Raw genomic sequence first — 22,389 nt, 5'->3', positions numbered from 1 at the left:
CAGGCATAAAAAACTTGAACATCGAGTGACATTTATCTCAATATTCAAAAGCTGTTTGCGAACTCATTCTGATTTCAGGCGATGATCATACTCTGAAACAGTTTGTCTGAAAGTAGGAATTTTCTCCTTTTGAATACTCTTTTTACCCCCTTGATTTTGTTTCTTGCTTTGTGAAATAATTAAGAACATGTCATAACCGATTTCACAATAAACTAATTATGTTTTTTTTAAGCGACGAAAAATAACATTACCTTTATTCTGGTTTACGTTGAAAAAAAGGACTGAAAACATAAACCCAGAACAGAGAAAGGGGGAGCAAGTCAATGAAAAAAAGAATTAAAGGTAATTATATGCCGGATAAGAAGATATTCAAAGAATACATTCTGAGGAGTTTTTTAGGCCAAGGGGCTTTCGGACGGGTATATCTCGTGGAAAACGACATTGGATTATCTTTTGCCCTGAAAGTGCTGGAAAAGAACGTCCAAGTGGAGAAGCGCGGAGTGGAGTCTGTCATGAGAATTCAGTCTAATCGCCTGGTGAGCATACAGGACTATGGAAAAACAACAGATGATGAGGATTGTATCCTGATGGAGTATTTGCCTGCCAGCCTGGAGGATATTTTGGCAGAGAGGCCAATCAACGAACTGACAGCATTCAAATATTTTATTGAAATACTCCTGGGGCTAAAGGTCTTAGAGAGGAATAATATCTTACATCGTGATATCAAACCCGCGAATCTTTTTGTGCTGGAGGATATTATTAAAATAGGTGATTTCGGAACAGCGAGATACATATCAGGGGAGAGTTCATCCAAGACCAGCGGCGTGGGAACCTTACATTATATGGCACCAGAGGCTTTTCATAATAAATACGGATTTGCCGCGGACAGATGGTCCGCGGCAGTTGTATATTACCGGATGCTGACAGGGACGCTTGTCTTTCAAGGAGACGATCCCGCAGGGATAATGGGTTCTATCGTGGAGGGGAAAATAGATACAGATCTGCTTTCTTACAATTATCGTCCTTTTTTCGGAAAATGTTTTCAGAAAGATCCGGAAAAGCGGTATCAGAGTATAGATGCAATGATGAAGGCAGCGAAAAACATCAGAAAAAGCCCTGAAATACAGAATCAAATACGGGAAAAAAAGCTGAAACCGGTAACACAGCAAAAAACAAAATATAAACTCCGAGATAAACCAATCAGGGCCCCGAATGAAAAATTTTATAAAATTCTCGGGCTGCACAGCAACTTGAGACCCCTTGGATACATAAAGAATGACTTCAAAGATAATAAAAACAACACGGTGACTGATCGTGCCACGGGTCTGATATGGCAAAAGTCCGGATCAGACACATATATAGATTATAAAGCAGCACAGGAGTATATCCAGCAACTTAACCGCAGACGGTTTGCCGGATATAATAACTGGCGGATGCCGACAGTTGAAGAACTGATATCTTTGCTGGAACAGGAAAAACAGTCAAACAATCTTTATGTTTCTTCTTTATTTGATAAAAAACAGCTTTGGTGCTGGAGTTCGGATAAGCGTTCATTGAGTGCCGCGTGGCATGTCCAATTCGACAGAGGTTATTTTCATTATTTTGAAGAAAAGTGCTATGTCCGGGCAGTGCGCTCCCTTCCTTTCTGAAACTCAGTCTTCAGCCGGATCGTTCGGAATTCAGTCTTCAGATAATTCTTTGTGAGAAAGAAGTCTCTCCCATATGCCGGCAATGCTGCTGACTCAGGCGTAAGCGGGTTTTCCGGTGTTTTCTCCGGAGTGCGAAAAATGCTTTTTCGCAGGCGCAAAAATACAATTTTTGCACTCCGGATCCGTTCGGATTTGCCATATGCCGGACCGGGTAGAAAGCGAATTTCCTGATCTTTTTCGATCTGATGATGTGTTAAAAACGGTTATGACCGGGACGGTCAGCTCCGGCTATGAAAATATACTGAGCTGTAACATCTGGCACATGGTTTCATATTAAATTTCTTCCTTGACTTTTTTCCATAAATTTCATATAGTAAACAATCTGTGAAACAGATGCTTCGGACATCTAAATTTTGATAAATACAAATTTAACCGCATAATGAGGTGTTACATGGAAGATTGTAAACCGATTATCAATACGGGTCTTCGGGATGTTGTCATTGCCAGTACCAAGATAAGCGATGTGATGGGTGATGTGGGCAAATTAATTTACAGGGGATATCCTGTTAAGGATCTGGCTGAAAATGCCACATTTGAAGAAGTCGCTCATCTGCTGCTGTATGAAAAATTGCCTGACAACAATGAACTTGCTGAATTTAAATCCTGCCTGTCCGCAGAAAGACATATCCCTGCGGAACTTATTACAGCTTTAAAAACCAGCCCGGGTGATGCTCTGCCAATGGATATCCTTCAGGCCGGGGTGTCAATGCTGGCGCATCATGATCCGGATGTGAAAGATCCCTCACGGGAAGCATCATTGCGAATGGGAATAAAACTCATTGCAAAAATGCCTTCCATTTTAGCTGCATGGGACCGTATCCGAAACAATAAAGCGCCTCTGGAACCCTCACCTGACCTGGATCATGCGGGGAATTTTCTCTATATGTTAACCGGCACCATGCCGGATGATGAGATATCCCGGTTCTTTGATGTATGCCTTATTCTTCACGCCGAGCATTCTTTTAACGCGTCAACATTTGCTGCAAGAGAAGTTGCTTCCACAAGGGCGCATATGTACGCCGCGGTGGCGGCCGCAGTGGGGTCTTTGTCGGGCGCACTTCATGGCGGCGCTAATACCCGTGTCATGAATATGCTGTTAAAAATCGGAAGTCCTGACGCTGTTGAAAAATATATCAATCATGAACTGGAAGCCGGAAGAAAGATCATGGGCCTGGGACACGCTGTTTACAAAGTGGATGATCCCCGTGCCCTGATTCTGGCCCCCATGTCCGAAACAATGGGAAAACGTACCAATGATACCAGATGGTACGAAATATCCGCTATTTTGGAACAAAAGGCAAAACAGGCTTTTAAAAAGCATAAAAACATGGATATTTTTGTGAATGTGGATTTTTACAGCGCTTCCCTTTATTATTATATGGGAATTCCTGTTGATCTTTTCACACCGGTGTTTGCCATTTCAAGAATTTCAGGATGGGCCGCTCATGTATTGGAAGAGCAGTTTGCAGAAGCTGCTCCGAAACCCATGCTTTATCGGCCCGAATCAGAATACATCGGTGATTACTGCGGCCCTGATGAGTGTCTCTTTACACCAATTGAAGAAAGGTGATCAGGTAACCCGCTTAAAAAAAACCGGATTTTTTGAAAAAATCCGGTTTCTGCCAATCCGTCACGCTTAAAATCGGAGGGTAAATGGTTTGCTGACAGAACGCAATATGAGAATGACCCGCCAGCGCAAAGTGATTTTGGAAGAGCTGAGAAAGATGAACAATCACCCGAGCGCTGACGAACTTTATGAAAGAGTGCGACAGTACCTTCCGCGCATCAGTCTGGGTACAGTTTACAGAAACCTGGAAGTTCTCTCCGAACTGGGAGAGATCCAAAAACTTGAAATCAGCGGAACCCTGAAACGGTTTGATGGTAATCCTAAAAAACATTATCACATACGGTGCATGAATTGCGGCCGAGTGGATGATGCACCGCTGGATTTCATGAAAAACATTGAAAACAGCCTCCTCGGAGCCACCAAGTATAAAATAATGGGACACAGACTTGAGTTTATTGGGCTTTGTCCTGAATGCTTTGAACAGGTGTCTGCCCGATGGCAGGGAAAAAAGTTGAAGATCGGGAGTTGAGATTTCAAGGGGAAGAGTGAAAACCGAGGAGTAACATATCTGGTCAGAAACGGGTTTCTGAAAAAACTGTATCTTCTCTGAGAGGGGGCTATTATTTGTTATATTGAAGGAAATTCATAAAATAAATCACGCTTATATTGCTGTTATGACTGTCCTGTAATTCTTTAACGTAACGGCTGTGACGCAGAGCGCGGGAACAAGATAACAAGACAACGTCCTGGGGGGACAAGACTGAAAATAGTCCCTCAGTCAATTAACATAATCAGACAATTGATTCAGATCCGTTATCACAAGATCAGCAGCCAGATTTTTGCACACCTCATTATCTTTTCTCAGTCTCAGCGATCTCTTATCCCCTGCAAATAACGCTGTTTTAAATCCCATTTTCATTGCAGGGTAAATATCATTGAGCATGTCATTTCCCACATAAAGCACCGAACCCGGCAGATATCCCATGCCTTTAAGCTTATCTGCCGCCATTTGAAACAGAAAATCTGACGGTTTTGCATATCCGAATTTGTAGGAAAAAAAGACCAGATCAGGATGAAACCCGAGGGATTCAATATCTGCATCCAAAAACCAGTTGAAAAGATATGGCGTGTAAAACTGGGCATTTGAGATGATCCCCATCATTATGTTTTGTTTTTTATACACAAAAAGCATCTCTTTCAGATGCGGCATGGGATAAACCGGATTGACGATCATTTCAAATTCAGCGGCAAATGCTTTTAGCGTGTCCGAATGGTTCAGATTAAGCACACTGGTCCAGATACGGATAATATCCACTTCAGGATAGTCAGTTCCCTTTTCGCTTAACTCATTATGTGTGTTTTCAATGGCTCTGAAAAAATCCCTGAGAAGCGTCTGCGGTGTTTTTCTGATTTCAAAATCAGCCAGTAATTGTTCAAGCTCACGCATTTTGGGAGATTGTTTTTTTGCAATGCTGATATCTCCGGATGCGCTGATAAACAGCGTGCCGTAAATATCAAACAGGACGCATTTTATTTTTTCCTCCAGTTTCCCGCTCTGACCCAATGCCGTGGGAATTGGTAAGAGCGGAGTGATGTATTTTGATATGCGATCTTTATCCGACATAATCCCCCCATTTAAGCAAGCTGAATTCTTCAAGATTAAAAAACTGGCTAAGGAGAATGTTTTTATCAATGCGTTGGGATACCGAATCTCTGACAATTCTGCTATAAATATCCATAAGATTCTTTTTATATTCAGCCTGATTGTAATTGCTCCTCACCGCACTCATGTTGTTTTGTATCAGCGATGCATTGTCTGACACATCCCCGGGGGTTGAAAGATACGGATTCAGACGGATCAGTGTGTGTGCCTCTTTGTTGTCGGATAGAATCCGGGAAATGATTTGTTTTTGAAAAGCCTCGTCAAGCAGGGCAAAATCAATTAAGCCATGTTTGGTAAGGGAGTCAAAAGCCTTTCTAATGCACTCTTCGCTGATACGGTAATCAAAGCGCTCGCAGGCTTGTAAAACACACGATTTCCACTTTTCATAAAATCTGTTGATAGTTATCCATTGAAGCGGCACATTGAGCTGTGTGTAAAGATGATTCAACTGAACCCTGTTTCTTTCAAAATCACAGCAGATATCAGAAATATTTCTTCCCCAGAGCATTTTTTTTGCGGTCCACGGTTCAAGAAAAGAAAAGCCGAACCCCTCTGAGATACTTGTTGTGATCACAAATTTTGAGGACTGAACAAGCCCCTCAAAATCTCTTTTCACTCCTGCTTCAAACATGACATTCAGATGGTTTTCTTTTACATAATCCTTCCAGTCATTATAGGGAGTTATATCGGCGGGGCTGTTCGGAGGCTGGGTGATGCCAAGGGTTTCATTATTTCGGAAGAATAAGGACAGAAGAATGGCTTCTCCGATATTTTTCCTTCGGATGGCCCGGACAGGATACAAAATCAGATTTTCAGGTGTTGTGTCTTTATGTCCGAAATCGAAAAAATTGACAGTGTTGGGAATATGATGCAATCCCTCTTTTTTCAAGCCTGATTTCAGAAGGATATTGTAATCCCTTGAGTTAATGACGCCGTAATGGCAATCAGACACATATTCATCAGGGAAATATGCCAAAGGCCGTCCGTCCTCTGCAAAATCATGGATCTGAAGAAACAATCTGATGCCGTGTTTCTGAAGCCTTTTTAAAATTTTTAAGAAATTTTTGTTCTTGGCAAGCATGGAATTATGCACATGAAGAATGTCACACCCGTGTTTCCATTTGGAAAAGATTGCCTCTGTGACAGCTTCGGCAGCTTTTTCAGGCTCATGTGCTTTTACCCCCTCTTTGTCATAGGCAAGTCCGGGGATTTCAACCGTGTCAAAGGGAAAAGAGGTATCAGGGACTTCACCTGCAAGAACAAGAACATCACACACATCCCTGATGGCTTCGGTCTGCTGTTTTAAAACAGATGTCACACCTCCTGTTTTCAGATGATAATGAATAAACGCTATTTTCATTTTTGAGATTCCAGATTCAGTAAATCAGAAAGTTTTTACGGGCACATTTTTTAAAGGAGTGCTGAAATGAAATTTTAGCACATTTTCTGTAAGAAGCGCTGAAATGAAAATTTAGTACACAGCCGCCCGGCGGACTGCGTGTTCTGAAATAGGAAGGTCCGCTCCGAGTCTCGGAATCCTGACGAAGACACACCGCACCGGGCATACGGCATCCGTCTTTCGGGACATATTATTATCCTCGGTCGCCGGTCGGATATCATTCCGCGGAGGCATCCCGGAATTATACGGAAAGTGCATAATTCCTCCGACGGGATATTATACGGAAACCGTATAACACTCCGGTCAGATTATTATACAGACAAAAATATAATTATAAAAAAATAGTCTGTCAATGTTTTTCCGAAGCGGACAGCACACTTAAAAATCGTTCTTTTTTTTCAGAACCCCCTGAAAAAAATACAAAAGAACTTGACAGCACGTCTCTGCCTGTGGCATATTTATTTAAATATGGAAAAGGGAGGCCGGGAATTTCCGGTCGTCATAAGGAATATTATACAGTTAAGGCAGAGTAAAATATAAGGCCGGCACTGCGGGCATAATGTTTTTCTCGGAAAATGCCCCTATACGGAAACTGTAATTATTGGTTATGCCACTAATTTCATGTCAGGAGATGCAATGACCTTATTATTTTGTAACGTGGGTTGGATGGAAAAATATGATGGTATTGGCGGCGATTCAATCGCAAGAGGCGGATCATATAATGATCATTCCGTAGGGCATGAAGTATGTAACTTTACTGAAGTAGATGGTTTGGTTTATGGCTATGTTCAATCAAGTGGACAGATTAAACTCGAGAAACTTGGTGCATCAAAAACTGACACTCAGATCAGTGGGATAACAGTTGTTTGGACAGCAGGGCCTGATTCAGGCGGTACAGTAGTTGTAGGTTGGTACAAGAATGCAACTGTCTATCGTGAATACCAATATCTAGATTTTTCTTCCGCAAAACACACCGAAAATGGAATAGATCGATATCGAATCGTTGCATCTGCGAAAGATGCAAGACTACTTAGTGTTGAAGATCGGCATTTGGTAATTCCAAGAGCTACAAAAGGTGGAATTGGTCAAAATAATGTTTGGTATGCTTTAGCTGACGAAAGTCAGGCTATTAGAGAAGCAACAATCAGTTTAATAGATGATGAAAATGCGATGAGGCTCCCAGATGTAGATCGAATCGAAGGAGCGGAAGAAGGAAACCCTCGTTTAATCGCACACCTTCGAAGAGAAAGAGATCAAAAAATCATTCAAAGGAAAAAAGCTCTAACACTGAAAGAAAAGGGTTCTTTAGAGTGTGAAGCATGTGGATTTGATTTCTATGAATTCTATGGCAGTGCTGGTGAGAATTTTTGCGAAGTCCATCATCTGAAGCCATTGTCTAAAGCTGATGGAATTGTGAAAACAACTTTAGATGACTTAGCGATTGTTTGTTCAAACTGTCATAGGGTGATACATAGAAGTAATCCGATGCTAACAATCGACGAACTAGCAAATATCATAAATGTTAGTGAAGAGGCCTAATAAGCACATATAAGGAACGAGCCGACAAAACGAATCCTGTGGCGCGAGAAGCAGCTCCGTCAACGCGTCAGATCGATGTCAAGACTTCTAACATGCCCCATACAGACACACTGCCTGGGGGAGCAACCGTCAAGATTCCGCGTGTTCGCAAGAACTTCAAGTCGGCCGCATTGTTTTTCTTTGGGCCACTTGTTGCTTTGTCTGTAGTAAGTAGTATCTGCTGAATTTCTCTTTCAACAGATTACCTGATAGGTTGCCATATCTCCGATATGGCATTTTGAAATTTTCGATTTAAGGTGTTGCGAATGATTTTTTCAAGATTTTGGAAAAAAGTTGCTGAAAATCCTATTTTCCGGACATACTTCTCCTCTTTTCGAAATATCAGATTTCGAATCGGGAGAGAAGATCAGGTTTCCGAAAGCCCGGCCAAATCAGGCAAGGCCGAGCTTTGTCATACTTTCTTCTTCAATCTTGTCAGCAAACCACAGCTGAAGGAATTTTTTAAGATTGGAGGCCGTCTGACAGAGGAGAGACCATATCCGATGTCCCTTCAGTCCGTGCCAGAGACTGCGGCCGAAGCCGCGAAGATTTTTGGCCACGGCAATAAACCCTTCCGTGGCGGAACGGGCACCGCAACAGAAGTCCTGTTTATCTTCGGCCACGTCGTCGCTGCGCCCCATGAAAACATGACCGATCTCCGAAGGTGTGTTCTGAAGGTTTTTCAAACTCCGATATCCGAGATCGGTGACCACCGTATCCGGATATTTTTTCATCCGGTTTATAAAAAGATCGAGAGTGTCGCCGTAAAGAATTTTGTCGGAGGGGTTTCCGATGAAGTTTTCAACGGTGATCAGAAAACCGTCCCGGTCGAACGTCATCTGAACCTTTGTTCCGAATTCGCATTCCGGATGACTTTTTCCTTTTTTTATCGGCCTGGCATCCGGGTCGTCGAGAGAAACGATGCGGTCGTTTATATGCCGCTCCCCGGCAAGCTTCAGCAGGGTCTGCTCTTCGAGAAGGTTCAGAATCCCGAGCATCCTGACAGCTTTCTTTTTCCGCCTGCCCGAAGTCCTCAGCGACCCGACCTTTTCCTGAAAAATTTTCAGGGCGGGGACAAACATTCCGTTGAAAACGGTCAGCCATTTCTCCCTGCTCCCCTTCTTATCCAGGCCGAACTCCCGCCACAGCCTCCTCAGTTCCCTGTCATCCCACCACAGAGGAATGCCGTGCATTTTCGCAAAGGCTCTCATTTTTCTGAAAGCCTTGTGAATCAGCTGAACATCATTGGGATAAATGATATCGCTTTCCAGGACGGTCGAATCAGTCAGGGCATCATCACCCCGGATGACCCCGGCGCGGCGGAGTGTCCCGAAAACCTCCTCCTCAACGGCGGCAATTCCCTCCTCGCCGACACGCCTTCTGAACACACACAGGGAGGAGGGATGAAGGAATGTCCGCAGGCCTTCGTCCGCAACATTGCAAAAATACTGTATGTACCGATTTTCCATCACCTCTCTCACAACCTCCCGGTCGCTCAGTCCGCGGAGCCGGGAAACTATCAGGAGGGCAACCATGATCCGGAGAGACTTTCCCTCAGCCCCTCTGTTTTTATCATAAAATCCTGCCAGACGTCCCACAATTTTTTCCCACGGAATTATTTTCCGCAGAACGACAAGTTCGTGGGCAGGATATGTGATATTTCTTTCAACCCATTCCGGAGAAAAAGCTTCTTCGAATTTATCTCTGATCATTTTTATTACACCCTTTGTTATGTTACAATTTTGTCAGAAGTTCGGCCGACACTTTCAGAGCCTGAAAAATCATATATAAAAAATTACCATATAACACCATGGAAATCAAGGAAAAAGAGAAATTCAGCAGATACTAAGTACCTGGCCATATATTTTCTGGTATTTGATTGTATAATAGAAAATTCTGGAAAACTTTTGGCCGGGTACTTAGGAACTGGACAGTAGAAAGTTCTGTTAGTAATTCGTGAGTAAAATTAATCTAACAATTTGAAAGCATTTAATATAAGCTTTACTATCAGCTTTTAATCAATCGGAAACTAACTGACAGAATTTCTCGATTTGGGGTCATATAATTTCAATATGTTAGAAAGATTTACTCATGTATTACTCGAGAACTTTCTACTGTCCAGTTAGGAAGTGTTTATCCCGATACTGTACTAGCTTTGGGAGCGGTTTGCTGGCAACAAGTATCTATGCACTTTATTTGATCTTGGTTGGCTTGTTAACTGGCCGCTAAATTTTGAAATAAAGGAACATAAACGTGACACCAAGGCGCTCCAGCGGATGCCTTCGGTGCCACTGAGCTTGGTCGTTGGCGTGCTTGCAGAAAATTAAACAATATTTCATGAATTAAAACAAATTACCCTATCAAAGGAGGTAAAAATGAAGTGGATTGATATTCGTAAAGCCTATCCTGATAAATGGCTTGTTATTGAAGGTTTGGAAACGCGTATGCAGGGTGATACAAAATATTATGATAACATATCAGTTATGGAATCGTTTGATGATGGCACAAAGGCTATGAAGCTATGTAACAGTTTGCATAAAGAATACCCAAGAAGAGATTTCCATTTTGTCCATACATCACATAAAAAGTTAGAAATCCCATTAAAACGCTGGATAGGAATCAGAGGATAACTTATATGAATCTGATAATACAATATAATTTGCCATTTATATCGATACAGGCAGGTTATCGCAGTTTGTCGATCGAAATATCAAATATTCTGGTAGATACCGGTTCCGCTACTACTATTCTCAATGCTGATATTCTTTCAACTATTGGTGTAAAACCAGAAGCTGATGATACTACGGCCCAGATTGTAGGTATTGGAGGTGAAGAATCAGTTTATAACAAGGTTATGGAATTTATTAAGGTTGAAGATAAGGTAATAACAGATTTCAAAATTGATGTCGGTCTCCTGGATTATGGATTTGAGATAAATGGCATATTGGGTATGGATTTTTTAATGAAAGCAAGTGCTATTATTGATTTACATAGAAAAATCATACTATTTTGAACATTCATAAAACAAATTGCAATACATAAATATGTCAACAACAGCATGCCAAACAGTCAACAGGACAAATAAAGCTTCACTTCGTTACGCTTTATTTGCCGGTTACTTTTTCGTTAGCTGGCCTTGAACAACTATCGGAAACAAAATGAGATATCTCAATGACTGTTGAGCAATTATATCAGCAGTACATAAAGCCGATACCGGTTCCCGAACAGTTGGAACTTATTTCTCTCATCAGCAGAAAACTGATCAGACCCTCAGAGAGAAAGCAACGGAGCCTGCTTGAGCTTGAAGGTCTGGGATCTGAGATATGGAAGGGGGCTGATGCCCAGAAATATGTCGGTGATCTGAGAAACGAATGGAGTCACCGCTTATGACAATCCCCGATTCTGAAAAATAGCCAGCTAACCATCAATGAAGCGGACGGCGGGGGCTTGAACTCGGTTGAAGCTCTCAGTGAATCCCCCGCCGCCGCTTAACATTAGCGTTAGTGCGCCAAGCAAAGCTTGGTGCTTCTTGCGGGGTGCAAGTCCCCGTCAGGTAAGGTCTGGCCAACCACCTGTACCGAGTGTTGCGTCCGGTTAGGACAGACATACCGTCGAACGACCCGGGCGAAGCGTACACAGGGAATCATGCAGGCCACAGGGAGTGAGGCGCACTCCTGAAGCATGGAACAGCGTCGTTACGAGTATAAGAGCAGTCGGCCATGTTTTTAACGTGACAGAAGCCAACACAAAGGAATCGCTGTTTGGCGAGATTCCGGAGGGGCTGCCGGCGTCCACAGGGCGTGGCATGTATGAAGAGAGGCACACAGGAACTTGGGAGACCCTGAGAGTTCCTGATGATAAGGAGTGAAGAACTCCGTCTTTTTTTTAAGGCATCAGGTAAGCGTACCCGACAAGAAGAAGGAGGATCGCTGATAACTTTCAGGGAGTCATATCCGCTCATAGTACTCTGAGACGGTAAGGCCGATCACATGGGGAAGGGGCGGACAGGGTTACGCAGTCCGCAAAGAAAACTACGCCCGATCATGTCGAATCGGACAAGCGGAGCAAACCTCACTGCGGAGAATAGCAAAAACCGCTTTAGCGGAGCGCCAGAGCGAGTAACTCTGAGGAACCTTGTGCGGTAATTCCGCACGCAGGGGTCTGTGAGGGGGCAGTCGGGTAACTGGCTGTCCTACCTCTATTGCCGCAACGAAAAAAATGAATCATAATTTTTGTGAAACCTTGCAACGAAAATATGCTGTCAGCTATTTGACAGAAAAGATATTCAATACAATAGGTAGGAGCTTCCTAAATGAAAAATAAAGTAAATATAAGAAGAATAACCCTCATTGTGATTAGTCTGATTTTCTTGCTGTTGCGGGGATATTGAGTCATTGAGTTTGCCTGATATCAAAAATATTAAAGAAAAAAAAAGAATTAATTCTATGGGTAAAAATATCGGATTTGTTTCAACTCGTTTTGCAGGAACCGACGGCGTGAGTCTGGAATCCAGCAAATGGGCCGAGCTTCTCAAGAAAGGCGGTCATTCTTGTTTCTGGTTCGCAGGCGTGCTGGACAGGGTTCCTGAAAAGAGTTTCCTTGTCCCTGAAGCATATTTTCAACATGAAAAAAATAACTGGATCAATGAGCAGATTTTCGGAAAAAAACAGCGGGAACCGAATGTGACCGAAATGATTCATGAGTTAAGAGCTTTCCTGAAAACCAAACTCTATGAATTCATCAGACGCTTCAATATTGACGTTCTGGTTGCTCAAAATGTGCTTACCATTCCGATGCATGTGCCTCTGGGACTTGCGCTGACTGAGATTGTGGCTGAAACTCAGCTTCCCACCATCGCGCATCATCATGATTTTTACTGGGAAAGGACACGGTTTTCAGTGAACGCGGTGGGGGACTATCTGCGTATGGCTTTCCCGCCCAATCTGCCCAATATTGAACATGTGGTCATCAATACCGATGCCCAGGAAGAATTGGCCCTCCGCACCGGTATTTCATCCGTTATCATCCCAAATGTTCTGGACTTTGAAAATCCGCCCGTGGTGGATGAAAAACAGACCCGGAGTTTCCGGAGTTCCATCGGCTTAAAACCGGATGATGTGATGATCCTGCAACCCACCCGCATTGTTCAGCGGAAAGGCATCGAACATGCCATTGAACTGGTGCATGAACTGAAAGATCCCAAGTATAAACTAATCATCTCCCACGAAGCCGGGGATGAAGGGTTTGAATATGCGGAATGGCTGAAAGATTATGCGCTTGAGCATGATGTGGACCTTCGTCTCGTGGATACCTGCATTGCTGATCCGGGTAATGAGGGCGTGAAATGTGAAAATCAGTATTCTTTGTGGGAAATCTACGCGCACGCTGATTTTATCACTTACCCCAGTCTTTACGAAGGATTCGGCAATGCCTTTATTGAGGCGGTTTATTTTAAAAAACCGCTGCTGATCAACCGCTATACAATATTTGTGCGGGATATAGAACCCAAAAATTTTGATCTGGTTGTCATGGACGGATTCCTCACCCGGAAAAATGTTGAAAAAGTCAAAGCAGTTCTTGAGTCCCCTGAACGAAGAGAAAAAATGGTGAAGCACAATTATGAAATTGCGGCCCGATATTATTCTTATCCTCTGCTCCGGCGGCGGCTGAATACGCTTCTGATCAACTTTTTCGGAATGGAGGAGGATATTAGTCTGTAAGGTTCAGCCATACAAACTGATAAGGCATTAATGGGAACGAATGGCTGTCAAACATTTCTCCGCTGATAAGGTCGGTCATCTGAGACGAGGCATTGTGTTCTGATAATGAAACCGTAACCTGCTTTGATGAGATATTTGTCAGCGCATACAGGGTCTGAGACTCACACGCTCTTTTTATGCCAAACACCGCGGGATCAGTATCCAGTATTTCAAATGCCGCGTTCGGATGAAACGCGGGCTGTTTTTTTCTGATGCGGATCATTTCCGTATAGGGGAAAAAGATGCGGGAGCGGAAGCTTTCCGAATCCCTGAGCTGCGCTTCCACGTTGTCTGCTTCCAGTTTCTCTCTGTTGATTGTTCTGAATCTCTGTGTATGTTCCACGCCTTTGCTCCAGTTGTGCGAACCGAGCAGACTGTGGATATACACGGCAGGCACGCCCGGAAGAGCGAATTGTATGGCCTGCGAAGCTAAGAATCGTCGCGCGTGATATGTGTCCGTGTCAGCGTTTTTGTTCAGCAGCGCGTCAACATATGTGATGTTGAGTTCATAGGGGCTTTTTGAACCATCCGGATTGTTTTTATAAGAAACATTTCCGCCATTTTCATGAACAATGTCAGTCAGGCGGTCAATCTCCGCTTTGGGCAGTATTCCTTCAAGGGGACGGACACCAATACCGTCATGAGATGCGGTAAAGTTAAAAAACGTATTGGCTTCGGAGGGCAGTTTCAGTCCTTTTGCCCACTGGCAAAGGATTGTCGCATCTTCCTTGACAAAAGAATAAAACAGCAGCGGTGGCAGTGTGAAATTATAAACCATCTGCGCTTCGTTCCGGCCGTCTCCGAAATAACTGATATTTTCTTCATGAGGCACATTTGTCTCGGTGATAATGATAACATGCGGCGCGACCTGATCCAATATGCTTCGGAAAAGCTTCACCACATCATGGGCCTGGCTTAAATGAATACAGCTCGTGCCGATCTCCTTCCACAGATACGCAATCGCGTCCAGCCGTATGAGGGTTGCACCCTGTTTTACATAAAACAGCATTGCTTCAATCATTTTCCCAAGCACGTCCACGCTCTTGTAATTCAGATCAATCTGATCATCGCTGAAGGTTGTCCAGACGCGAACCGTCTCACCTGAATTTTTTTTGAATTCAGTTAAAAGCGGCAATGCTCTCGGTCGTGTCACCCGGGACAAATCTGCTGAGGGATCAGCTTCAATGGCAAGGTCTTCAAATCCTTGTTTCCCTTCCAGGTAATTTTTAAACCACTCACTTTTTGCGGAAACGTGATTGAGTACAAGATCACACATCAGGTCAAACTCATTGCCAAGTGATGTTATATCTTCCCAGGTTCCGAGTTCGGGATTGACGGAAAAGAAGTCTTTTACGGAAAAGCCGTCGTCCGAGGAAAAAGGAAAAAAAGGAAGGATGTGTATGGCTGAGACCATGTGTTTCAGATATTTGCCTGCAAACTGATGCAGCGTATTCAGCGGGACTTCTTCTTTTCGGATTAACGTATCGCCATAAGTGATGAGAATAATATCTTCCTGGGAAAAAATCCCCTCACGCTCTGTTTTCTGAACAGGAAATTTCTCCAATAAGGAAGTTATTTTTCCAAACGCCAACTCACCTTTTTCTTCGCCATAAATTCTTTTTAATATGTGCTTCATGATAGTATCTCCTTAAAAAAAGTTCGTGGTTCAGCGTTTAGGCGGTCTTCATAAAAACAGACGCCTCCGCTTACATGACAGACCACCTAAACGCTGAACTAAGTACCTGACCATAAATTTTTAATAGCTGACCGGGGAAGAAACCCGGCTTTTTTTCCGGAATGATGCGTTTCAGACAAAGGAAAAAGCCGGGTTTCTCCGCCGCTCGCGGGAAAAAAGTATATAAAAAACTTTTGCTCAGGTACTTAAAAAATTGATTTGCCGGATGAATATTGGCGTTTCCGGCCGGACCGATATTCCTCTGACATGTCGGTTGTCACATTGATATTGACACAATGGTTATGAACAATGACGATACGGCAGGCCGTGAGGACGTCGGGGTGACCGGTAAAAATACGGCAGGATTTCAGCCGCTTCAGATAACATGGGGCAGATTTGTTATTGACGCTGTCTTCCGCGGCGGAAATCTCATAACCTGATCTTCCGGATTTTTAAATTTGAAGAATTTGTATGACAACTGTCAGAAAATGTAAACAAAAAAAAGGTGTGTCCCACCTTTTACACAAGGACAGGTTTTATGTGTGAAAGGCGGGACACACCCGTTTTTTTGCCACGAAGGCACAAAGGCACAAAGTTTCACGAAGTCTCTCCGCGGTTCCTTTGTGGCTTTGTGTCTTTGCAGCTGATTTTTTCGGATAAAAGGCGGGACACACCCGTTTTTTTGCCACGAAGGCACAAAGGCACAAAGTTTCACGAAGTCTCTCCGCGGTTCCTCTGTGGCTTTGTGTCTTTGCAGCTGATTTTTTCGGATAAAAGGCGGGACACACCCGTTTTTTTGCCACGAAGGCACAAAGGCACAAAGTTTCACGAAGTCTCTCCGCGGTTCCTCTGTGGCTTTGTGGCTGATTTTTTCGGATGTGTAAAAGATAGGACACACCCAAAAAAAACATACTGCGATAAAAATCGCTTTTAAATTAGATGGTTATAAAAAGAAGATATTGTGATCTCTTATTTTAAAACAGATTACAGAGCAGAAACAAAATTTCGGGAAACCTTTTAAGTAATCCATGCAGGTTTTACAATCTGTAAAAAACACCGACACACTGTTCCTTGCAGTTTTTCCCACAGAAAAATTTCTGTCTGTACAATATCAAATATATCCTATGGGTTATCAAAATATTTCTCTGGCCTGATTTTTGGCATAAAAATTGCCAGTATTTGAAAAGTAAGCTTTTGTTTCAGAGCAATCTGTCAACAAAACAATATTTGATTAGAATAAAACAGGCTGCATTTCCAAAACCAGACTTCCGAAGTTTCCAAAATTTTGAAAGTCTTAGGGAACCCCAAATAAATAATATACCCGGTTCGGAAAAATGTGGAACATATTGAAAATGTAGGGTGGGTGGAGCGAAGCGGAACCCACCTTATTCGGGTGTCCGGTGGGTTCCGCTTCGCTCCACCCACCCTACGTTCCTACATTCCGGGTATTTTATTTTTTAGGAAAACCCTTACAGACAGATAAGTGATTAAGGAGCGCAAAGCATTATGGAAAAAAATCATTATGATGTGATGAGAAGAATCATCCTCGCCTGTATGATCGGGCTGCCGGTACTGCCATTTATTTTGGCTCTGGTCATTGGTTATTCTTATTTCACGGCATCCATAGAAGACAGCACCATTTCGAGTATGAAACGAATTGTGGGAAGCCATCGCCATATGATTGAGTCCTTTCTCAGAGAGCGCAGGGCAAATCTGGAATTTATTCACCATTCCTATACATCTGAAGAACTCAGCCAACCTCAGAAGCTTCATCATATTTTTAATCTCCTGCAAAAAGAATCAAACGCATTTGTGGACATAGGTATTTTTAACGAAGAGGGCGTACATGTGGCATACCATGGGCCTTACAAGCTGACCGGAAAGGTTTACAAAGAAGCGGACTGGTTCACGGAGGTCATAAAAAAAGGATATTATATCAGCGATGTTTTTTTAGGATTCAGAAAGGTTCCCCATTTTATCATCGCGGTTGCCAGAGAAGAACAAGGCAGAAAATGGGTGGTTCGTTCAACAATTGATACCTATATGTTTAACAATATGGTTAAAAAAGTCCGCATCGGCCAAACTGGTGAAGCATATCTCCTGAACGCGGAAGGTGTGTTTCAGACAGAGCGGCGTTCAGGCAGTTCTCTCATGGCCAAAGATTCGGATTACAAGAAATACCACCATGCGTTCAATGGAACCTCCTCCCGCGACAAAGTAATCAATTCAAATGAGTCATCCCCTGATGCAAGTATCAGGACTTTTATTGAAACAGATGCAAAAGGAAATGAATATTTGTACGCTACGACCTGGATGAAAAATAAAAAATGGCTGTTGGTTGTCAGACAGGAAAAAGCTGATGCCTTCAACGCACTGAGTTCTGCGGTCTCTCTCATCGTTCTCATCACCATTTGCGGCGGTATTATCATTGTTGCCGTGGCATTTTATCTTACTGACAAAATCATAGATCGTATGAAAAAAACAGATGCCGAAAAGAGCCAGTTGGAAGACCAGCTTATTCGGGCGCACCGGCTAGCGGAACTGGGCCAGATGTCGGCAGGTTTTGCTCATGAAATCAATAACCCGCTTCAAATCATAAAAAGCGAACATTCCCTTATCGAGATGCTTTTGTCGGATATGAAAGAAGAAGATCATCTCAAGGAATCAGAATCTCTGACAGAACTGAATGATTCCATGGATCAGATCAAGCTTCAGATAGAACGCTGCGCCAAGATTACGCAGGCAATTCTGAAATTTGGCAGACAAAACGAAGTGACCATTCAGGAAGTTGATCTCCGAAGTTTCATACCGGAAATTACAAGCATGATAGCAAAAAAAGCAAGTGTACACGGAATAGACCTGAAACAGGATATTGCAAAAGATACACCGGAAATTCAGGGGGACCCGGGGCAGCTTCAGCAAGTTTTACTGAATCTTTATAACAATGCGCTTGACGCAATTGTCGAAAGACACGGGGCCAAACACGGTAAAATGATTATCAAAGCTGAAGGAAACAAAAATGGAAAGGTAGAAATTTCAGTCACAGATAATGGCATCGGAATTGATCCTGAACACCAGAAAAATATTTTTTCTCCGTTTTTTACTACCAAGACGGTTGGAAAAGGAACCGGGCTGGGCCTTTCAGTTTGTTACGGAATCATAGATAATATGGGCGGTACCATGAAAGTCAGCAGCCAGAAAGACGTTGGCACAACTTTCACTGTGAGCCTGCCAGTAGGCTGAAACTTGAAACTTGAAACTCGAAACTTGAAACTTGAAACTTGAAACTCGAAACTTGAAACTTGAAACTTGAAACTCGAAACTTGAAACTTGAAACTCTAACTCGGGTTTCCTGTCTCTAATTTAATAAGGGAGAACCATTATGGAAAAAATGAAAATGATGCTGGTAGATGACGAGGAAAGATTTCTTTCCACCACTCAGAAACTGCTTTCAAAAAAGGGCTATGACACCCTGACAGCTACGAGCGGAGCAGAGGCGCTGGGAAAGCTGAAAACTCAGAATATTCATGTCGTTATTCTGGATGTGAAAATGCCCGGTATGGACGGCATTGAAACCTTGAATGAAATTAAACAGAAATTTCCTCTGGTCGAGGTCATCATGCTGACCGGTCATGCCACAGTGGAATCTGCTGTTGACGGCCTGAAGTCCGGAGCCACAGATTATCTGATGAAACCCGCGGATATAGATGATCTCATCCGCAAAGCCGAGGAAGCATTTGAAAAGCGGCAAAAACTTGAGGAAAAAATTCGACTGGCCCAGAGTCGAAAATTTATGAAGTCTCCGAGAGAAATTCTTAAAGAGACGAATTAGTAATTGGTTATCAGTTATCAGCTATCAGCTATCAGTAAAGAAATATTCAAGAATAAGTACCTAACCATAAATTTTTTCCGAGTTTTTATTATAATTCGAGACAGCCTTTACGGGGGAAGAAACCCGGGTTTTTCTCCCGGATGAGGCGCGTTTCCATGTCGGAAAAAGCCGGGCTTTTTTGTCAGGGATCTGTAAAAACTTTTGCTCAGGTACTTAAATGAGAACTGAAAGCTGAAAGCTGAAAGCTGAAAGCTGAAAGCTGAAAACTGAAAGCTGAGAACTGAAGGAGGTAAAAAATGGCGGATAAGATAAAAGTGCTGATGGTAGATGACGAGGAACAGTTTCGTAAGACAACATCTAAGATATTGAACAGAAAGGGCTACGAAACCACCATGGCGGGAAGCGGCGAAGAAGCCATAGACATTCTTGAAAAGCAGCCCCATGATGTGGTTGTTCTGGATATCAAAATGCCGGGAATGGATGGTCATAAGGCTCTGAATGAGATCAAAAAAATCCGTTCTGATACACAGGTGATCATGCTCACGGGTCACGGGGGAATAGACTCGGCCAAAGCCTCATTGGAACTTGGCGCGTATGATTATCTGAGCAAACCTTGTGATATTGATCTTCTGGCTGCAAAGATTAATAATGCGTATGCATCGGTGGTGCATAAGGGGGAGGTCAATGCGGAGAAAACTGCCAGGGACATCATGATTCACATTGACGATTATACCACCATCGGGGAGGATAAAACCGTCAGGCAGGCAATTGAGCATCTCATGCGGTCCTTTGAAGGTCTGATTTCCAGCAGCCGCGTGATGGAAACCGGCCATCGTTCTATCCTGGTGTTTGACAGAGATGAAAACCTGAAAGGCTTTCTGAGCATCAAGGACCTGATCGGAGCAGTAAGACCGGCCTATCTTTCCGCGCCCAAGCCTTCCATGGCCGACAGCATACAGTATTCCGCCATGTTCTGGTCCGGCTTATTCATCACACAGTCAAAAAGCCTTGGCAATAAAAAAGTGGGGGATATCATGTCCGAAGAGGAACCGCCGACCGTGGATGAGAACACCAATCTGATGGATTTGGCAGATACCATGTACAGCCAGGGAATCCGGCGCCTGGTGGTGACGAGCGGAGATAATATCATCGGCGTGGTGAGAGAGCAGGAACTCTTCTTTGAGATGGCAAATATTATTCTGTAAATTGAAGGCTGAAAACTTGCCAGATTCGTTATTCAATTGAAAAAGTATCAGAAATCGTTGCTCTTTAATCAAAGAAAGGAGAAAAAATGGTCCAAGAGAAAAAGAAAAAAGTAACGGGGTATGACAAATATGTGGATTGGAAAACCTTCATTATTCCGGTGGTACTCCTCTTTCTCATCCTGATCCTGCCCACACCTTACGGAATGAAGGATGTGGGAACCGAATACAAGGTAGGTCCGAAAGCGGTTATCAATCTTATTTGCCAGGACCTTTTCAATAATCCGAGTTCGGAAGTTGAACAATGGCAGCTCATCAGCGCTCAGGTGATGGAACGAAATATGCGCATGGGCGCGCTCACCAAACAACGTTTTCTGAGCCGGGATTTCAACTGGGTGAAGAAATATAAAATACAGGCTGATAAAAAGAATTTTGACAAGGCAAGAACCTATATTGAGGAAAAAGTCACGGACGAGGCCTTTGCAGGGATAATGAAAAACGCCGTGGAACTCCGAAAACAAGGTCTGAAATATGAAAATCTGACGGGTAATGATAAAAAAGCCGCTGATAAAGGAGCCTGGCACATCAAAGTCGCCATTGCCATGGGCGTATTTGTTGTGCTTTGTTTTTTGACAGAATGTATTCCTCTGCCGGGTGTGGCCTTTTGTATCGGCCTGATTCTTGTTTTCACAGGTGTTCTCTCGAGAAAAGAAGTGGCCATGCTTTACTGGGATGATGCCTGCTGGTTTATTATGGGAAGTCTCATGTTTGCGGCCGCATTTGTTAAAACCGGGGTGGATAAGCGGGTTTGCCTCATGATGTTCAGAAAACTGGCTGTCCCCAATATAAGATGGATCACGCTCATTATTTTTATCATTATCGCGCCGCTGGCCTCGTTTATCTCTGACCACGCGCTCGCGGCCATGTTCCTTCCTATCGGAATGTTGCTGTATGAGAACAGTCTGACCAAGGAAGTTCCGGAAGATCCCGAACTGGCAAAGATGATGATGATTGCCATTGCCATGGCGTGTAATGTCGGGGGACCCGGGGCACCCTCCGGCGGCGCAAGAAACGTTATTATGATGACCTACCTGACGGATATGTTCGGGTTTGATATTGGTTATTTTCAGTGGGTCACTTATTGTTTTCCTTATGTTATTATTATGATTCCTGCCTCCTGGATTATCCTCAACTGGCGGTTCAAACCCCGCATCATCTCCCTGGCACCTGCCATGGATCACTTGAAAAACGAAATTGGGAAGATGGGGGCTTGGAACGGACAACAGAAATGGGCACTTGGTATTTTTATTGTCATGGTTTTCGGGTGGTTCACGGAAAAAGCGTTTTATAACATGGGGATTTATCCCATTCGCCTGGGTATTGGTGTGATTGCGGTGGCAGGAGCGATTGCCTATATTTTTGCAGGGGTTGTCAACTGGAGAGATTATCAGGAAAAGGTTGACTGGGGTGTGGTTTGGCTGTATGCTGGTGCGATTATTTTCGGCAGAACCCTGGACAGCACAGGCGCGGCCTACTGGCTGGCAAGAACAGTGATTGATCTTCTCGCGCCCCTGGGGATGGACTCGGGACTTCCGCTCATGGTGACTTCCAACGGTCTCACTGCCGTACTTACCAATCTCATGGCAGATGGCCCCGCTGCAGCGGCTGTTGGTCCTATTGCCCTGAATATGGCAGGACTGGTTCATCCGGGAAGCACTTTTCTCCCGTTTATGGCAATGTCCACAGCGATTGCGTCCTCATTTGCGTACTGCCTGATCATTGGCACGCCGCCCAACGCGATTGTATATGCCAGCGGCTATCTGGAACCCAAAGATTATCTCAGAGTCGGAATTCCCATATTTTTCGTAGCAAATATCCTTCTGCTGGGGATTACGGCAGTTTACTGGGTGTGGAGAGGATTCGGAGGACTTCCGGGATTCTGAAGCATACCAAAACAATATTATCCGGAGTGCCAAACTGTAAGTTTGGCACTCCGGAAAAAAAA

18 protein-coding genes are annotated in these 22,389 nt (G+C 43.6%); 14 read left to right on the top strand and 4 right to left on the bottom strand.

Annotation, left to right across the window (positions count from 1 at the left end):
• Window positions 1–323: 323 nt before the first annotated feature.
• The 3 genes from dnm_RS17170 to dnm_RS17160 all read left to right on the top strand — a co-directional run bounded on the left by dnm_RS17170 (window position 324) and on the right by dnm_RS17160 (window position 3,805).
• Window positions 324–1,649, top strand: a complete 1,326-nt coding sequence (locus dnm_RS17170) for a protein kinase domain-containing protein (protein ID WP_207678140.1) — start codon at window positions 324–326, stop codon at window positions 1,647–1,649.
• A gap of 451 nt (window positions 1,650–2,100) precedes the next feature.
• Window positions 2,101–3,279 (top strand): citrate/2-methylcitrate synthase, encoded by a 1,179-nt coding sequence (locus dnm_RS17165; protein ID WP_207678139.1) that lies wholly within the window; start codon window positions 2,101–2,103, stop codon window positions 3,277–3,279.
• 88 nt (window positions 3,280–3,367) lie between these two features.
• Window positions 3,368–3,805, top strand: coding sequence for a Fur family transcriptional regulator (locus dnm_RS17160; RefSeq protein ID WP_246556020.1), 438 nt, complete (start codon window positions 3,368–3,370; stop codon window positions 3,803–3,805).
• A gap of 249 nt (window positions 3,806–4,054) precedes the next feature.
• Here dnm_RS17160 and dnm_RS17155 read toward each other — a convergent pair whose 3' ends face one another.
• Window positions 4,055–4,900, bottom strand: coding sequence for an HAD family hydrolase (locus dnm_RS17155; protein WP_207678138.1), 846 nt, complete (start codon window positions 4,898–4,900; stop codon window positions 4,055–4,057).
• Window positions 4,890–6,299: a glycosyltransferase family protein gene (locus dnm_RS17150; RefSeq protein ID WP_207678137.1), complete on the bottom strand. Its 1,410-nt coding sequence runs from the start codon at window positions 6,297–6,299 to the stop codon at window positions 4,890–4,892. The genes dnm_RS17155 and dnm_RS17150 overlap by 11 nt, the downstream gene beginning before the upstream one ends.
• Before the next feature lie 675 nt (window positions 6,300–6,974).
• Between dnm_RS17150 and dnm_RS17145 the strand changes: the two genes are divergently transcribed.
• Window positions 6,975–7,877 (top strand): HNH endonuclease, encoded by a 903-nt coding sequence (locus tag dnm_RS17145; protein ID WP_207678136.1) that lies wholly within the window; start codon window positions 6,975–6,977, stop codon window positions 7,875–7,877.
• A gap of 431 nt (window positions 7,878–8,308) precedes the next feature.
• Here the strand turns inward: dnm_RS17145 and dnm_RS17140 are convergent, their stop codons facing one another.
• A complete protein-coding gene (locus tag dnm_RS17140) occupies window positions 8,309–9,628 on the bottom strand; it encodes a transposase (RefSeq protein ID WP_207678046.1) in 1,320 nt (439 codons plus the stop codon).
• 663 nt (window positions 9,629–10,291) lie between these two features.
• Here dnm_RS17140 and dnm_RS17135 point away from each other — a divergent pair.
• From dnm_RS17135 to dnm_RS17115, 5 genes are all read left to right on the top strand, one after another.
• Entirely contained in the window at window positions 10,292–10,546 is a 255-nt protein-coding gene (locus dnm_RS17135; RefSeq protein ID WP_207678135.1) for a hypothetical protein, read from the top strand.
• 5 nt (window positions 10,547–10,551) lie between these two features.
• Complete coding sequence (locus tag dnm_RS17130) at window positions 10,552–10,929, top strand: retropepsin-like aspartic protease (protein ID WP_207678134.1); 378 nt, start codon at window positions 10,552–10,554, stop codon at window positions 10,927–10,929.
• A 158-nt stretch (window positions 10,930–11,087) separates the two neighbouring features.
• On the top strand, window positions 11,088–11,306 hold the full coding sequence (locus dnm_RS17125) for a hypothetical protein (RefSeq protein WP_207678133.1): 219 nt from the start codon (window positions 11,088–11,090) through the stop codon (window positions 11,304–11,306).
• Between the two features lie 271 nt (window positions 11,307–11,577).
• Window positions 11,578–11,784 carry a hypothetical protein gene (locus dnm_RS17120; RefSeq protein ID WP_207678132.1) on the top strand — a complete coding sequence of 69 codons (207 nt, stop codon included), beginning with the start codon at window positions 11,578–11,580 and terminating at the stop codon, window positions 11,782–11,784.
• A 577-nt stretch (window positions 11,785–12,361) separates the two neighbouring features.
• On the top strand, window positions 12,362–13,636 hold the full coding sequence (locus dnm_RS17115) for a glycosyltransferase family 4 protein (protein WP_207678131.1): 1,275 nt from the start codon (window positions 12,362–12,364) through the stop codon (window positions 13,634–13,636).
• On the opposite strand, the gene dnm_RS17110 is transcribed toward dnm_RS17115, so the two are convergent.
• On the bottom strand, window positions 13,626–15,311 hold the full coding sequence (locus tag dnm_RS17110) for a sugar phosphorylase (protein ID WP_207678130.1): 1,686 nt from the start codon (window positions 15,309–15,311) through the stop codon (window positions 13,626–13,628). The genes dnm_RS17115 and dnm_RS17110 overlap by 11 nt on opposite strands.
• A 335-nt stretch (window positions 15,312–15,646) precedes the next feature.
• On the opposite strand from dnm_RS17110, the gene dnm_RS17105 reads away from it, so the two are divergent.
• From dnm_RS17105 to dnm_RS17085, 5 genes are all read left to right on the top strand, one after another.
• On the top strand, window positions 15,647–15,790 hold the full coding sequence (locus tag dnm_RS17105; protein WP_207678129.1) for a hypothetical protein: 144 nt from the start codon (window positions 15,647–15,649) through the stop codon (window positions 15,788–15,790).
• Window positions 15,791–16,856: 1,066 nt separating this feature from the next.
• Entirely contained in the window at window positions 16,857–18,593 is a 1,737-nt protein-coding gene (locus dnm_RS17100) for a sensor histidine kinase (protein ID WP_207678128.1), read from the top strand.
• A gap of 139 nt (window positions 18,594–18,732) precedes the next feature.
• Complete coding sequence (locus dnm_RS17095; RefSeq protein ID WP_207678127.1) at window positions 18,733–19,182, top strand: sigma-54-dependent transcriptional regulator; 450 nt, start codon at window positions 18,733–18,735, stop codon at window positions 19,180–19,182.
• Between the two features lie 296 nt (window positions 19,183–19,478).
• The gene (locus tag dnm_RS17090) at window positions 19,479–20,387 is read left to right on the top strand and encodes a response regulator (RefSeq protein WP_207678126.1); all 909 of its coding nucleotides are present in this window, start codon (window positions 19,479–19,481) and stop codon (window positions 20,385–20,387) included.
• Between the two features lie 86 nt (window positions 20,388–20,473).
• The gene (locus dnm_RS17085) at window positions 20,474–22,327 is read left to right on the top strand and encodes an SLC13 family permease (RefSeq protein WP_207678125.1); all 1,854 of its coding nucleotides are present in this window, start codon (window positions 20,474–20,476) and stop codon (window positions 22,325–22,327) included.
• The last annotated feature ends 62 nt before the right edge of the window (window positions 22,328–22,389 follow it).

The sequence above is a fragment of the Desulfonema magnum genome, from assembly GCF_017377395.1.
In the GTDB taxonomy this organism is placed as follows: Bacteria; Desulfobacterota; Desulfobacteria; order Desulfobacterales; family 4be13; genus Desulfonema_C; species Desulfonema_C magnum.
Note: the sequence above shows the minus strand (reverse complement) of the source record. Positions and strands in the feature narration are given on the sequence as shown.

Coding starts and splice junctions, on each gene's coding strand:
- dnm_RS17170 (WP_207678140.1), top strand. CDS start 324: ATGAAAAAAAGAATTAAAGGTAATTATATGCCGGATAAGAAGATATTC.
- dnm_RS17125 (WP_207678133.1), top strand. CDS start 11,088: ATGACTGTTGAGCAATTATATCAGCAGTACATAAAGCCGATACCGGTT.
- dnm_RS17110 (WP_207678130.1), bottom strand. CDS start 15,311: ATGAAGCACATATTAAAAAGAATTTATGGCGAAGAAAAAGGTGAGTTG.
- dnm_RS17145 (WP_207678136.1), top strand. CDS start 6,975: ATGACCTTATTATTTTGTAACGTGGGTTGGATGGAAAAATATGATGGT.
- dnm_RS17105 (WP_207678129.1), top strand. CDS start 15,647: ATGGTTATGAACAATGACGATACGGCAGGCCGTGAGGACGTCGGGGTG.
- dnm_RS17095 (WP_207678127.1), top strand. CDS start 18,733: ATGGAAAAAATGAAAATGATGCTGGTAGATGACGAGGAAAGATTTCTT.
- dnm_RS17100 (WP_207678128.1), top strand. CDS start 16,857: ATGGAAAAAAATCATTATGATGTGATGAGAAGAATCATCCTCGCCTGT.
- dnm_RS17140 (WP_207678046.1), bottom strand. CDS start 9,628: ATGATCAGAGATAAATTCGAAGAAGCTTTTTCTCCGGAATGGGTTGAA.
- dnm_RS17155 (WP_207678138.1), bottom strand. CDS start 4,900: ATGTCGGATAAAGATCGCATATCAAAATACATCACTCCGCTCTTACCA.
- dnm_RS17165 (WP_207678139.1), top strand. CDS start 2,101: ATGGAAGATTGTAAACCGATTATCAATACGGGTCTTCGGGATGTTGTC.
- dnm_RS17130 (WP_207678134.1), top strand. CDS start 10,552: ATGAATCTGATAATACAATATAATTTGCCATTTATATCGATACAGGCA.
- dnm_RS17085 (WP_207678125.1), top strand. CDS start 20,474: ATGGTCCAAGAGAAAAAGAAAAAAGTAACGGGGTATGACAAATATGTG.
- dnm_RS17150 (WP_207678137.1), bottom strand. CDS start 6,299: ATGAAAATAGCGTTTATTCATTATCATCTGAAAACAGGAGGTGTGACA.
- dnm_RS17115 (WP_207678131.1), top strand. CDS start 12,362: ATGGGTAAAAATATCGGATTTGTTTCAACTCGTTTTGCAGGAACCGAC.
- dnm_RS17135 (WP_207678135.1), top strand. CDS start 10,292: ATGAAGTGGATTGATATTCGTAAAGCCTATCCTGATAAATGGCTTGTT.
- dnm_RS17090 (WP_207678126.1), top strand. CDS start 19,479: ATGGCGGATAAGATAAAAGTGCTGATGGTAGATGACGAGGAACAGTTT.